We start from the raw sequence: 13805 nt of genomic DNA, 5'->3' as shown, positions 1-13805 counted from the left end.
CCGTTCAGGTTCCATTGATAGCTGGAAGCGCCGGTGGCAGTACTGAGGGTGACGCTACCACCGGAACAGAAAGTAGTGGGTCCACCGGCAGTGATGGTTGGTGTGACGGGTAGCGCGTTAACCGTTACGGCTTTGGCGGCGCTGGTGGCGGTACATCCGGAGGCATTGCCAACAGTTACGGTATAGTTGCCGGCGGCAGAAGCGGTATAAGATGAAGAAGTTGCTCCCGAAATCGCGGTCCCGTTGAGGTTCCATTGGTAGCTGGTGGCCCCGGTAGCGGTGCTCAAAACGACGCTGCCGCCAGAGCAGAAGGTAGTGGGCCCACCAGCGGTGATCGTCGGTGTGGTGGGCAGAGGGTTGACCGTCACGGTTGAGGCGGTGCTGGTGGCGGTACAGCCGGAGGCATTGCTAACAGTTACAGTGTAATTACCGGAAGCGGAGGCTGTATAGGACGAAGTAGTCGCCCCGGAGATAGCCGTGCCGTTCAGGTTCCATTGATATCTGGAGGCGCCTGTGGCGGTGCTCAAAGTAACGCTACCGCCAGAACAGAAGGTAGTAGGGCCGCCCGCGGTGATCGTCGGAGTAGCCGGCAGTGCGTTAACTGTCACGTAGGTAGCGGTGCTGGTCGCGGTACAACCGGAAGCGTTGCTAACAGTTACGGTATAGCTGCCTGCGGTAGATGCGGTATAAGACGAGGAAGTTGCTCCCGAGATCGCGGTCCCGTTCAGGTTCCATTGATAGCTGGAAGCGCCGGTGGCAGTACTGAGGGTGACGCTACCACCGGAACAGAAAGTAGTGGGTCCACCGGCAGTGATGGTTGGTGTGACGGGTAGCGCGTTAACCGTTACGGCTTTGGTGGCGCTGGTAGCGGTACACCCGGAGGCATTGCTAACAGTTACCGTATAGTTGCCGGCGGCAGAAGCAGTATAAGACGAGGAAGTTGCTCCCGAGATGGAGGTCCCGTTCAGGTTCCATTGATAGCTGGAAGCGCTGGTAGCAGTGCTCAAAGTTACGCTGCCACCGGAACAGAAAGTAGTAACCCCGCCCGCAGTGATCGTCGGAGTAGCCGGCAGCGCGTTAACTGTCACGGAGGTAGCGGTACTGGTAGCAGTACAACCAGAGGCATTGCTAACGGTTACCGTGTAATTACCTGAAGCGGAGGCAGTGTAAGACGAAGTGGTCGCCCCGGAGATCGCGGACCCGTTCAAGTTCCATTGGTAGCTGGAAGCGCCGGTAGCAGTGCTAAGGGTGACGCTACCGCCAGAGCAAAAAGTAGTAGCCCCACCGGCAGTGATCGTCGGAGTAGCGGGCAGCGCGTTAACCGTTACGGCCTTGGCGGCGCTGGTAGCGGTACACCCGGAGGCGTTGCTGACAGTTACCGTATAGTTGCCGGCGGCAGAAGCGGTATAAGACGAGGAGGTTGCTCCGGAGATTGCGGTCCCGTTCAGGCTCCATTGGTAGCTGGAGGCGCCGGTGGCGGTGCTCAAAGGTACGCTGCCGCCAGAACAGAAGGTAGTAGCCCCACCGGCAGTGATCGTCGGCGTAGCCGGCAGTGCATTGACGGTAACCACTAAAGTCTGAGAAGCCGAGCACCCGCTGGCATTGGTGACCTTATAAGTGATCGTGACGGTGCCTGCCGCAACCCCGGTGACGACCCCGGACGAGGACACCGTGGCGGTGCCCGTAGCGGAAGAAGACCAAACCCCGCCGGCAGTGGCGTCGGACAAAGCCAGCGTCGAGCCAATGCAAACGGAGTTGCCACCGCTGATCGCCGCGACCGTGGGCAGCGGGTTGACCGTGACCGTGGTCCCGGCGCTGGGCGACGACGGACAGCTGTGGTTGTCGAAAACGGTCAGCGTGTATATGCCGGATGCGGTTGCGGTATAGGTAATCGCCGTGGCGCCGGAAATGTCGGTGCCGCTGGTATCCCATTGATAGGCGGTGATGGTGCCGGTAGTGTGGCCCGTCAGCAGGACGCTGCCGCCGGCGCAAAAGGTGGTGGTGCCGGCGGTGACGGTAGGCGTGTTGGGGACAGTCGTGTAAATGGCCGTGCCGGAGATAGCGGTGCCGTTGTTGGTTTTTTTGAAACCGTTGCTGCCGTCGGTGGCGTTGTAGTTCGATCCACTGGTCGTGGTGCCGGCGTTGCCGCCGGAGATATTGACGGAAGAAGGCGCCGCCGTGGCGTAGACCACGCCGCCGCCGCCGCCGCCGCCGGGGCCGTGAGCGGTAACGCCGGAGCCGGGGTTGTTGGTGCCACCGTCGCCGCCATGGGCATTGACGGTGATGTTGCCCATGCCGCTGGTGGAATACAGGTAGGCCGAACCTCCGGCGCCCCCGCCGCCGCTACCGTCGTTCTGGACGGTGCTGTTGGCGTCCGAGCCGCTGACGTCTACCGTACCGGTGCCGCTGAAGGCGCCGTTGGAGCATATAACAATGACGATACCCCCACCGGAGGCGCCGCTGGAGGCAAAACCGTTGCCGGGAGTACCGGTGCCGTTGTTGCTGTCGCCGGAACCGCCGCCGCCGCCCATGACGAACGACGTCGCGGCGTAGCCGAAAACCGAGCCGCCGAGCCCGCCGCTGTTGGCAGTGGAGCTCCAGCCCTGGCCACCCATCCCGCCGGCGCCGCCATTGCCGCCGCCGCCACCGCCGGCGTTCTCGTCGTTGTTGGCGGGATCGCCATCGGTGGCGCCGCCGCCGGCGTTACCGGGCGCGCCGCGGGCCTGGCTACCGCCCGGGTATCCTTCGACGGTATTGTCGAGCAGGCTGTTTGCGTTGTTGACGTATCGGGGCGTACCGGCGATGCCTTCGCCCTTGGCGCCATTGGTGTTGACCGTGGCGAGCGTTTCATAGTCGGAGCTGGCGCCGCCGCCGCCACCGAGCGAACGCGCACCGCCGCCGCGGAAACCGGCGCCGGCGGCGCTGACGGTATTGCCACCGAAGTTGAGAGTGCTGACAGAGCGCAGGACGACGACGCCCCCCGCGGTACCGTCCCAGGCCGGGGCTGTGATGTTACCCGATAGCGTCAGGTTGAGGTACAGGGGGACGCGGATGACCTGGAACCGGTATTGGCCGTTGGTGCCGTAGTTCGAATTGGTATAGCTGTTGACCAGGTTGGCGGCCACGGTGAGGGTACCGCCGCTGCCGGGAAATATGGTACTGTTTGCCTTGGCGAACTCCATCGTGCCGGCCACCTTGGTCTGATAACCGCTACCGGTGCCCCCGTTGCTGCCATAGTTGTTGGTATTGCTGTTCTTGATCGTGGCGCCCTGCATCTGGATCACCAGCACCAGGTCGCCCGGGTTGATGGTGTCGCCGCCGTAGTCGGCGGGGCCGAGCGTGATGTTCTTTTGCCCGGAAGCTGCCGAGGCCGTAGCCGGATAATACGTATTCGGGTTGCTGCTGATGGTGGTGGTTCCGGGGATGGGACACACCTGGGCGCCGGCCTGCGTGGACGACAGCAACAGTAGCAACAACACGGATAAGGATAGACTAAGCCTCAACAAGGGTTTCATGGACGGGATTTTGGCAACAGGGGCAACACAGGGTTGACAGCGCCATACGGGGATGTAGGCACTGCACGAAACAAAAGAGGTAAGCTAGACCCGAACCAACAGGGGATCCGGTCTACACAGGAAAAAATGGAAAAACCACGGAATGGGGAACGCCCGTAAAGGAGGGCTGAGGACACGACCCCGCAGGGTGTGATGGATAAGAGGTAAGCGTTTCATAATACTGGATATTGGAGATAACAGCCTGCAAAATACGACAAGAAATGAAACTATGCGTTAACACACTGTTAAACGAAAAAGGGCCGACCCAGTCGGGTCGGCCCTTTCCTCAGTATGATTAATGGACTATACCGTCTTGGCCTTGGCCGGCGTCACCGCGGCGGGGTGCGCCTGGTGCTCTGCCAGCCCGCGTTTGCGGTCCAGGTCGACCAGTACGGGGGCGGCCACGAAGATCGACGAATAGGTACCGGTGATGACCCCGATCAGCATCGCGAATGCGAAGCCGCGTGTCGATTCCCCACCGAAGATAAACAGGATGAGGATCGTCAGGAACACCGTGAGGGACGTCATGATGGTCCGGCTCAAGGTATCGTTGATGGCCTTGTTGATGATGCTTTCCTTGGAGGCGCCGATCATCAACCGGCTGTCTTCGCGGATACGGTCGAACACGATCACGGTGTCGTTCATCGAGTACCCGATCACCGTAAGGAGGGCCGCGATGAAGTGCTGGCCGATTTCGAGCGGGAAGGGAACGATGTCCTGGAAGAGCGAGAAGACGATTAGCGTGATACAGACGTCGTGCAGCAGCGCGATGATCGTACCCAGCGAGTACCTCCAGTCGCGGAACCGGATGAAGATATACAGGAAGATGATCAGCAGCCCGAAGATGACGGCCTTGATGGCGCCCTTCTGCAGGTCCGAGGAAATCGTCGGAAGCACCGTCTGGCTTTGTTGCTTGTCGAGCTTGTCGAACTGTTCGTACGTGCGGCCTTCGGGGAGGAAGGGCTGCAAGGCGTGGAACATCTTGTGCTCGACCACGGAGTCGATATTGTTACCGGACTCCTTAATCATATAGTCCGTAATGATATCCAGGTGACGGGAGTCGCCTACGGTCTTGACCTCGGGTTCGGATCCGAATTCCGTGGCCACCGCCTTGGTTACGTCGGTAGAGGACGTCGCCTTCGGGAACTGAACGGTGTAGCTCCGGCCCCCCTGGAATTCGACGCCTTTCTTAAAGCCCTTGACGAACACCGCGTAACCGGTCAGCAGCAGCACCACCACCGAGATGGCGTAGGCGACTTTGCGGTATTCGATGAACTTGAAGGAAGCGTGCTTGAATATCCGGGTGGATATCTTGGTCATGTAGTTGAAATGGCGCTGGCGGTTCGTCCAGGTGTCGGTGACCAGGCGGGATACCAGGATACCGCAGAACAGCGACAGGAGGATACCGATGATCTGGGTGGTGGCGAAACCCTTGACCGGACCGAGGCCGAAATACAACAGGATACAGGCGGTAAGCAGGGTGGTTACGTGGGCGTCGAGCACGGGTGGCATCGACCGGCGGTAACCTTCCTGTACAGCGGTGGTATAGTTCTTCCCTTTGGCGAGCTCTTCCTTGATACGCTCGAAGATGATAACGTTCGTATCCACCGCCATACCGACGGTCAGAACCAGACCGGCGATACCCGGGGCCGTCAGGGACGCGTGCAGGGAGGTCAGAACGCCTACGGTAAAGAGCAGGTTTAGGATCAAGGCGATATTGGCAACCCAGCCGCCGGTGTTGTAATACACCAGCATCAGGACGAAGATCACGATAAAGGACAAGGCGAAGGCCTTAAAACCACCGGCGATCGCTTCGGCGCCTAGGGTGGGGCCGACTTCGACGACGGCGATGATCCGGGCGGGAGCGGCCAGCTTACCGGCCTTGAGGATGGACGAAAGGTCCTGCGCCTCTTCCGGGGTGAAGTTACCGGTGATCTGGGAGTTGCCCCCGGATATCGGCCCGATGACGTTCGGAGCGGAGTAGATAAAGCCGTCCAGGGCGATCGCGATGGCGTGATCCACGTTATCGGTGGTCATCTTTTCCCAGAGGTGGGCGCCGATGTTGTCCATCTGCATGCTCACGATTACCTGGCCGGTCTGCTGATCGACGTCCTGGCGGGCGTCGGTGACGTGCTCGCCATCCAGTTCGGGTTTGTCGGTACCGGGCCTCAGCTTGATCGCGTATACCTCGATCAGGTCCGTACCGTTACGAGACTTGGACGGTTTGGCGCCGTACATGAAGCGCAGGTTTCCCGGGAGCACCGACCGGGCGGTAGGGGAGTTGACGTAGTCGGAAAAGGTAGCGGTGTCGGCGGCGCGGACAAAACCGACGGTCGCCTTCGAAGAAGGGCCTCCGGTGGCCGGCTGGTTGGACAACAACGCAAAAAACGGGTTGGCCGTGCGGGCGCCAAAGGGTACCGCGCTGGTATCGGCCTTGGTGGTGTCCGCGTGGGTGGTGTCGGACAGGGGCTTGCCAGCCACGTAATCCTTCATTTTGGCATCCAGCGGCTGGAGGTATTGCGTGTAAAAGGCCTGGTCCTGGGAGGCCGTGTAGGTTTCCCAGAATTCGAGCTTTGCCGTAGCCTGGAGGAGCTTTTTTACGCGGTCCTTGTCCTCGACGCCAGGCAGCTCGACGGTAATATCGCCCTTGGTCTTATCGGGCATGATATTCGGCTGTGCGACGCCGAACTGGTCGATACGCGTGGTGATGACCTCGTTGGTCCGGTCGATGGCCTGGTTGGCTTCGTCCCGGATCGCGGAGATGACCTGGTCGTCGCTGTCGGTTACCTTGATCTTATGCTGACCGACGCCGGCAAAAAGACCGGCCAGTTTCCCGTTGGGGTTTACTTCCTTATATGCTTGCTGGAAAAGGTTGATGAAGTCCGCGTTCCCATTGGCCCTGCGCTTGACCGCGAGGTTCAGCGCCTGGTTCAGCAGGCTGTCTTTCGGGTTGTTGCTCATCGAGCGGATCAGGCCGTCCAGACCCACTTCGAGGGTCACGCTCATACCCCCCTTGAGGTCGAGACCCAGGCTGAGCTGCTGTTCCTTGGCTTTCAGGTACGATACCTTATAAAAGCCGAAGTTGCCGATGATCTGGTCCTGGGTACTGTCCCGCAGCTTGTGGTAGCGGGCGTTGTATACGGAGTCCTTGGTTTCTGCGCTCGCATCAGGGTACACGGCCTTTACGTAACGTTGGGCCTTGGCTTTGAGCTCTTTTTCGTGGTTGTTGACAATCCAGGTGAAGCTTAGCTGATAGAGGGAAACGACAATAAGTGCAATGGTGAAGAACCACACCAAACCTTTCAGTTGCATACTTTTTCTGGGTTTACGCGGAAATGTTTTAGGTCGGCGAAACTACAGGAAAAAGTCGATAATCCTTAAAAAAGCTGGCATTACAGGCCAAAAACCACCTATTTTTGACCCATCCTATGATAAATTTTCGTATACGTTCCGGGCTGGCGATTGCCCTTTTGGGGATGACCCTCGGCTCAAGGGCGCAACAAACCCAACGGCCGGAGGAAAGCTCCCTGCTGGCAAACCTGTTGGCCCATAATCCGGCCTATTTCGATACCCTGCTCCAAAACCGGGATTCCCTGGGGATACAGATCATTTATACCCAAATCGACCGGAACCGGGATAATACCCCCACTTTCAAGGACTACTATTACAACCTGGACACCAGCCGGTATTTCTACCCGGCGTCGAGCGTCAAGCTGCCCGTCGCCTTGCTGGCCCTGGAGCGGCTCCATGAATTACAGGGGATCGACCGGACCACCACGATGCTGACCGACGCGGGGTACGACGGCGAAACCATGGCCTTGAACGACCCCGCCAGCCCCGATGGCCGGCCGAGTGTCGGCCAGTATATCAAGGAAATCTTCCTCACGAGCGACAACGATGCCTTTAACCGCCTGTACGAATGGCTGGGCCCGGATTATATCAACCGCCGCCTGTGGGCCATGGGCTACCGGGACGTCCAGATCCGGCACCGGCTCGATATCTTCCTGCGGGAGGACCAGAACCGGCGGGCGAACCCCGTGCGGTTTACCGATTACGTCGGGAGGACCCTCCAGCAATGGCCGCTCCGAACGGATAGCACGGCCTATCCAGGAAGGGCCGACGTAATAGACGGCGTCGATTTCAGCAAGAAAAACCGGGTAACCCTGCTGGACCTCCATCGCCTCCTGAAAAGCGCGCTTTTCCCTGCTTCGGTCCCAAAGGAACAAAGGTTCGACCTGGGGTCCGACGACTACCGCTTCCTGTACCGGTCGATGTCCGAGCTGCCCGGCCAGACGCGCTGGCCCGCCTATGATTCCGCGGATGTGTGGGATGCGTATGTCAAATTCCTGCTTTTTGGGAACCAAAAGGGTAGCCTGCCGTCCTCGATACGCGTATTCAATAAGATAGGTCAGGCGTACGGGTTCCTCCTGGACGTCGCCTATATCGTCGACCTGGATAAAGGCGTCGAGTTCATGCTGAGCGCGGTGATCCGGTGCAACCCGGACCGCAAGCTGGGGGACGAGCACTATACGTATACAACCCTGGGGTTTCCGTTCCTCCAGCACCTGGGGGAGACCGTGTACCGGTACGAGCTGGGGAGGAAAAAAACGGTAAGGCCCGACCTGTCGATTTTTCGCTGTGTCTATGATAAATAATAATTTGCAGACGCAAAGCCAACAAAAGAAGGCTCCGTTCGTTAATTTAAATGGTAGTAAGTCAAAGAACCCGTATGCGTAGAATCAGCGCTTTTGTCCTGACGTCGATTATCCTGTTGAGCACCTCCTGTCTCAAGACGAAGTCGAACAGCAATACCAACAATCCGGCCAGCATCGCTTTTGTCAATGTCGCGCCCGGCGCGCCCCCTTTCCAGGTATCGGTAGACGATGCCAAGGTGGGGACCCAGGCGGACTTCCCTTACGGCAACTACCCGATGAACGCGGACTCGAGCATAAAATACCTGCAGGAATTCGCGGGTATCCATTCCGTGGCTTTTATCGACGATACCACTACGAGTAGCAATAATATCCTCGTCAGCGGCCAGACGCAGTTCAGCAAGGGCTTCAAATACACGATTTATCTCTACGACACCGTCAATGCCAACGGCCTGAACGCGGTACAGCTCCAGGATACGTATGACTCGATCCCGTACAACCAGTGCCTGTTCCGGTTCCTGAACTTCAGCCCCAACTCCCCTCCGTTGAGCGTCATCGCCCACTACCCGGACGATACGCTGGTGACGATCCTGAACAACCAGTCCTATGTCGGGAGCGCTTCCTATTCGACCGCGTCGCTGTCCCAATACATCACCATCCCGCCGGCGGGCTATGGGGGGGCGACAAAACCTTACGTCATCACACTTTCCCAGTACAACGGTTTCAATACAACACCGGGTCCGCCTGTCGTCGACAGCTTTTCCATGGCGCTGGCGCCGAACCATGCCTATACGCTCGTCATCACCGGGCTCATAGGGGACTCGACCGACAGCAAGGGATACCAGCACTTCCTCATCCACATGAACTAGCGCTACCGCCCGTTAGCCTTATTTTTGTGCGCAAACGTACGCCCCTGGCGGTATTTTCTTCGTACATTCGCGCACTAAAAAAGACCAACGAAATGCAACTTTCTTCCCGCCTTCAGAAGTTCAACGAACCGGAAACATTGAAGATGGCCAAGCTGGGCCGGGAGCTAAGGGCAAAGGGAATCGACGTGATCGACCTGAGCCTGGGCGAACCCGACTTCGACACGCCCACGCACGTTAAAGATGCAGCCATCAAAGCCATCCACGACAACTGGAGCCACTACACACCGGTAGCCGGCTTCCTCGACCTGCGCGAAGCGGTTTGTGTGAAATTCAAACGGGACAACAACCTCGACTACGCTCCTGAAAATATCGTGGTCTCCACGGGCGCCAAGCAAAGCCTCGCCAACGCCATCCTCGCCCTTGTGGACGTGGGTGACGAGGTTATCATACCCACACCCTACTGGGTGACCTATTCCGAGCTGGTGAAGATCGCCGACGGCAAAGTCGTCGAGATCCACACGACGCTGGAACAGCAGTTTAAGATCACCCCCGCGCAGTTGGAAGCCGCGATCACGCCCCGCACGAAGGCGTTCCTGTTTTCCTCCCCCTGCAACCCTTCCGGCGCCGTATACAGCAAGGAAGAACTGGCGGGTCTGGCGGAAGTCTTCCGCAAGCACCCGGATGTTGCCATCATCTCCGACGAGATATACGAATACATCAACTTCGTGGGCAAGAACGAGAGCATCGCTCAGTTCACCGACCTGAAGGACCGCATCATCATCGTCAACGGCTTGTCCAAAGGTTTTGCGATGACCGGCTGGCGTTTGGGCTTCACCGCCTCCAATGTGACGATCGCCAAGGGCATGGAAAAGCTCCAGGGCCAGATCACCAGCGGTACGTCTTCCATCACCCAAAAGGCCGCCATAGCAGCCCTCACCGGTGACCTGAAACCTTCGCACGACATGGTGGCCGAGTTCACCCGCCGTCGTACCCGCGTGCTGGAGCTGGTAAAAGAGATCCCCGGCATCAAGTGTTTCGAGCCGCAGGGCGCTTTCTACATCTTCCCCGACGTTTCTTCCTACTTCGGCAAGACCGACGGGCAGACGACGATCGCGAACGCCTCCGATTTCTGTATGTACCTCCTCAACACGGCCCACGTCTCTTCCGTAATGGGCGACGCGTTCGGGGAACCGAAGTGCGTCCGTTTTTCCTTTGCCAACAGCCTCCCGAACATTGAGAAGGCCTGGGCGAGGATCAAGGAAGCGCTCGCCAAGCTGAAATGAGTGACAAGCTCGATATGTTTTTCAACCGCCTGACCAAGGTGCATAAGCACCTCGGCAAACAGGCGAAGCGACAGGGAATTTCGTGCTATCGGGTCTATGACCACGATCTGCCGGAATTCCCTTTCTGCATTGAATTCTATGGCCCTCGCCTTTACCTTGCCGAGTACCGGCGGCGGCACGGCATGGACGAAGCGGAGCACGACGCCTGGCTATACGAATGTCTGCCGGTGATCAGCACCGTGCTGGGCGTATCTGCAGACGATATCTACTGGCGGCAACGCGAGCGCAAAGCGGGTCGTCAGGGGCAATATACCCGGCAAGGAGAGGAAGGCGAGTTTTTCGAGGTCGGAGAAAACGGCCTGTCTTTTCTCGTGAACCTCACGGACTACCTCGACACCGGTCTGTTCCTGGACCACAGGGTCACCCGCGCGCGCGTCAGGGAGGAATCCAAAGACAAGGACGTGCTCAACCTGTTTGCCTACACCGGTTCGTTCTCGGTATACGCCGCGGCGGGCGCCGCCAAAAGCGTGACAACCGTGGACCTGTCGAAGACCTACCTGGCCTGGGCGGAACGCAACATGGCGTTGAATGGCCTGCCTCCGGGCGACATGGTACACGCCGACGTCAAGCAATACCTGCAAACGCTGCGCCCGGAGTCGTTCGACCTGGTCGTCATGGACCCGCCCACGTTCAGCAACAGTAAACGGATGAAGGACGATTTCCTGGACATCCAGCGCGACCATGTTACGCTCCTGAACCAGGCGCTGCAAGCGCTGCGCCCCGGCGGATCAGTATACTTCTCTACCAACTTCACGAAATTCGTCCTCGACGCCGGGGCGATCGATACCACGGATATAAAGGATATTACGCGCGCTACAACGCCCTTCGACTTCGAGGGACGGCTCAGGCGGTGGTGCTACCTGCTTCGGAAATGAGCCGCTCGTGCACCGCCAGCACCTGGGGTAGCAATGGCCGCAGATCGTCATTGACGATCACGATGTCGCACAACCGCATTTTGATGCGTTCCTGGATCTGGTTGCGCATGCGCTCCCTGACCGCTTCGGCGTCGACGTGGTCCCGGTCCATGACGCGTTTGATGCGCAGGGCCGTTGGGGCGCTGACGCCGATGATGCGGTCGAACTGCCCCTGCATACCCGCCTCGAAGATCAGCGAAGACTCCCGGATGGCGAAAGGACCCGTCTGGCGGGCGATCCATGCATCCCCATCCCGGATGGTGGCGGGGTGGACGAGGGCATTGAGCCGGGTAAGTTGTGCTTTGTCTTTGAACACGATGGAAGCCAGGTAGGATCGGTCGAGCTGGCCGCCGGCGTATGCCCTGTCGCCAAAAGCTTCGCGGATGCCGGCCATGAGCGCGGGGTCTTCGTTCATCAGCCGGCGCGACGCCAGGTCGGAGGAGTACACGGGAATACCCAATACCTCGAAGGCTTTGGCGACGGTGCTTTTGCCACTGCCGATCCCGCCGGTCAGGCCTACTTTCAGCATGCCTCCAAGGTAGCAAAAAAAAGCCACCCTGGCGGGCGGCTTCCATAACGTAACGGCTTTTTACCGACGCCGGCTTACTTGGTGGGTTCGGCCGCTTTTTGCTGGGCCATCGTCCACTCCATGCTCAGGGCGCTCTTCTCGATCTTGAGGTAGCTGCCCGGGCTGACTTCCAGCTGCATGGTGGCGTTGTCGTCGTTGATTTTGTATATCGTGCCGTGGATGCCTGCGATGGTGACGACCTTATCCCCCTTTTGGAGGTTGCTCATAAAGGCCTTTTGCTTCTTGGCTTTCTGCGACTGCGGGCGGATCATAAAGAAGTAGAAAACCACGAACATGAGGCCCAGATAGATGAGCAGAACGGAGCTGTTGCCGCCGCCACCCGGCGCTCCCATCAGAAAAAGAGAATGATGCATTGTGAATTATTGAATGTTTGAGTTTAATTTTTTTTGACCACCATCCCGGTCAGCTTGAGCTGTGGGAAGGACGGGTTGGCATTGGACGTGACCGTAATGACCTTATAGGCTGGGCCCATCCGGCCTTCGGTATTGAATTCCGCCTTTATCGACGCCATGGCCCCCGGAGGAATCGGTTCCCTGGGCCAGGTAGGCTTGGTGCATCCGCAGCTCGCACGGGCGTCCGTGATGATCAGCGGGTGGGTCCCGGTGTTCCGGAACCGGAACGAGAAGTCGACCTTCTCCCCTTCATTCGCCTTCCCGAAGTCATAGGCGGAGTCCAGGATCTGTACGGTGGTCGAGTCATGGACGAGGTTCCCCGCGCTCCCGCTTTGGCCACATCCGAAGCAGGAGAAGGCGATCAGGCCCACGATGGAATAAAACACGACTTTCTGCATAAACGCGAAGTTATTGACTTTTGTGCGAGGTTTTGTGGAAGCGGCCCGCCGTCAGGAGCTCCTTGTGGATGTTGTCGAGGATACCGTTGACGAACTGTCCGCTCTGCGCGGTACTGTACTCCTTGGCCAGGTCGATGTACTCGTTGATCGTCACCTTTGTGGGAATGGTGTCGAAAAACAGGAACTCCGCGGTACCCATCTTCATCAGGATCATGTCGAGGATGGCGATCCGCTCGGCGTCCCAGTTCTGGAGCCGGGGGGTGATCAGCTCCGTGAGCTGCGTCTCCTTGTCCAGTACCGTCTCGAGCAGCTCCCGCGCAAACTGGCCTTTTTCCTTCCCCAGGAACTCCTGGAAGTTGTACGATTTAGGCTTTTGCAAAAAACCAAGCATCAGCAGGTTCATCATCTCCGCGTCGTCGTCCCAGTGCACGAACTGTTCTTCCAGGTGCGACACGAAGTCGTCGTCCGGGAGCATCAGGTCGGTAAACACAAACTGCAAGATGTCCTTTTCTCCGTCCTTATCCCGCTCCTGCACCGTTATATATTCCTGGTACAGCGGCGTTTCCGCCAATCTATGGTAAATCTTGCGGATCCAGTCCCCCGATTCGACCAGCTGCGGCTTATCCTTGGCCACCGCCTGTAGGAACGACCCGTGTTCCAGGATCGTCCAGAGCAGCGTGTTCCCCGCGATCTTGGTATTGACGGACAGGTCTTCCGGGCTCGGAAGGTGCTTACCGGCGCGGTGCCGGGCGTCTATTTCCGCATACCGCGCCACCTCCGTCAGGAACCACACGAGGTACACAAACAGCTGCCGCGACTGCTCGAGATGGTTGTCCAGAATCTTTACTTCCTCCCCGGGCTTTGTAGTGTGATCCACCGCTTCTATGGTATAGAGCGTCTGCATCACCTTGACCCTGATATTCCTTCTGCTGATCATGAAGGCGCAAAGGTAGGGGAATCCGGGCATTCCCCGTTCCTCCCGTGCTGACCATTGGGCTGCCGGCGAGCCGAATCCGTCCCGTTCCCTCCCTAAGCGTGTAGGCGCGTACTGAGGGGTGGGGTGCCTCTTTTACCCCGTTTTGCGAAACGTTTCG

10 protein-coding genes are annotated in these 13805 nt (G+C 58.7%); 4 read left to right on the top strand and 6 right to left on the bottom strand.

The window, feature by feature from the left end; translation table 11 throughout:
- Nucleotides 1-3515: hypothetical protein (locus tag VL547_RS20715; RefSeq protein WP_325581546.1), on the bottom strand; the 3515-nt coding region annotated here is incomplete at its 3' end.
- Between the two features lie 342 nt (nucleotides 3516-3857).
- A complete protein-coding gene (gene secDF, locus VL547_RS20710) occupies nucleotides 3858-6866 on the bottom strand; it encodes a protein translocase subunit SecDF (RefSeq protein ID WP_325581544.1) in 3009 nt (1002 codons plus the stop codon).
- A 116-nt stretch (nucleotides 6867-6982) separates the two neighbouring features.
- On the opposite strand from secDF, the gene VL547_RS20705 reads away from it, so the two are divergent.
- The 4 genes from VL547_RS20705 to VL547_RS20690 all read left to right on the top strand — a co-directional run bounded on the left by VL547_RS20705 (nucleotide 6983) and on the right by VL547_RS20690 (nucleotide 11293).
- A complete protein-coding gene (locus VL547_RS20705) occupies nucleotides 6983-8209 on the top strand; it encodes a serine hydrolase (RefSeq protein ID WP_325581542.1) in 1227 nt (408 codons plus the stop codon).
- A 74-nt stretch (nucleotides 8210-8283) separates the two neighbouring features.
- The gene (locus VL547_RS20700; RefSeq protein ID WP_325581540.1) at nucleotides 8284-9075 is read left to right on the top strand and encodes a DUF4397 domain-containing protein; all 792 of its coding nucleotides are present in this window, start codon (nucleotides 8284-8286) and stop codon (nucleotides 9073-9075) included.
- 92 nt (nucleotides 9076-9167) lie between these two features.
- Nucleotides 9168-10358, top strand: coding sequence for a pyridoxal phosphate-dependent aminotransferase (locus VL547_RS20695; protein WP_325581538.1), 1191 nt, complete (start codon nucleotides 9168-9170; stop codon nucleotides 10356-10358).
- Nucleotides 10355-11293: a class I SAM-dependent methyltransferase gene (locus tag VL547_RS20690; RefSeq protein ID WP_325581536.1), complete on the top strand. Its 939-nt coding sequence runs from the start codon at nucleotides 10355-10357 to the stop codon at nucleotides 11291-11293. Before VL547_RS20695 ends, VL547_RS20690 begins: the two co-directional genes overlap by 4 nt.
- Here VL547_RS20690 and coaE read toward each other — a convergent pair.
- The 4 genes from coaE to nusB all read right to left on the bottom strand — a co-directional run bounded on the left by coaE (nucleotide 11262) and on the right by nusB (nucleotide 13648).
- Nucleotides 11262-11861: a dephospho-CoA kinase gene (gene coaE, locus VL547_RS20685; RefSeq protein ID WP_325581534.1), complete on the bottom strand. Its 600-nt coding sequence runs from the start codon at nucleotides 11859-11861 to the stop codon at nucleotides 11262-11264. The genes VL547_RS20690 and coaE overlap by 32 nt on opposite strands.
- A 74-nt stretch (nucleotides 11862-11935) precedes the next feature.
- On the bottom strand, nucleotides 11936-12274 hold the full coding sequence (yajC, locus tag VL547_RS20680; RefSeq protein WP_325581532.1) for a preprotein translocase subunit YajC: 339 nt from the start codon (nucleotides 12272-12274) through the stop codon (nucleotides 11936-11938).
- A gap of 23 nt (nucleotides 12275-12297) precedes the next feature.
- Nucleotides 12298-12711, bottom strand: coding sequence for a DUF1573 domain-containing protein (locus tag VL547_RS20675; RefSeq protein WP_325581530.1), 414 nt, complete (start codon nucleotides 12709-12711; stop codon nucleotides 12298-12300).
- Between the two features lie 10 nt (nucleotides 12712-12721).
- Nucleotides 12722-13648, bottom strand: coding sequence for a transcription antitermination factor NusB (gene nusB / locus VL547_RS20670; protein WP_325581528.1), 927 nt, complete (start codon nucleotides 13646-13648; stop codon nucleotides 12722-12724).
- Nucleotides 13649-13805 lie beyond the last annotated feature (157 nt).

This window comes from Dinghuibacter sp., from assembly GCF_035492835.1.
GTDB lineage: Bacteria > Bacteroidota > Bacteroidia > Chitinophagales > Chitinophagaceae > Dinghuibacter.
Note: the sequence above shows the minus strand (reverse complement) of the source record. Positions and strands in the feature narration are given on the sequence as shown.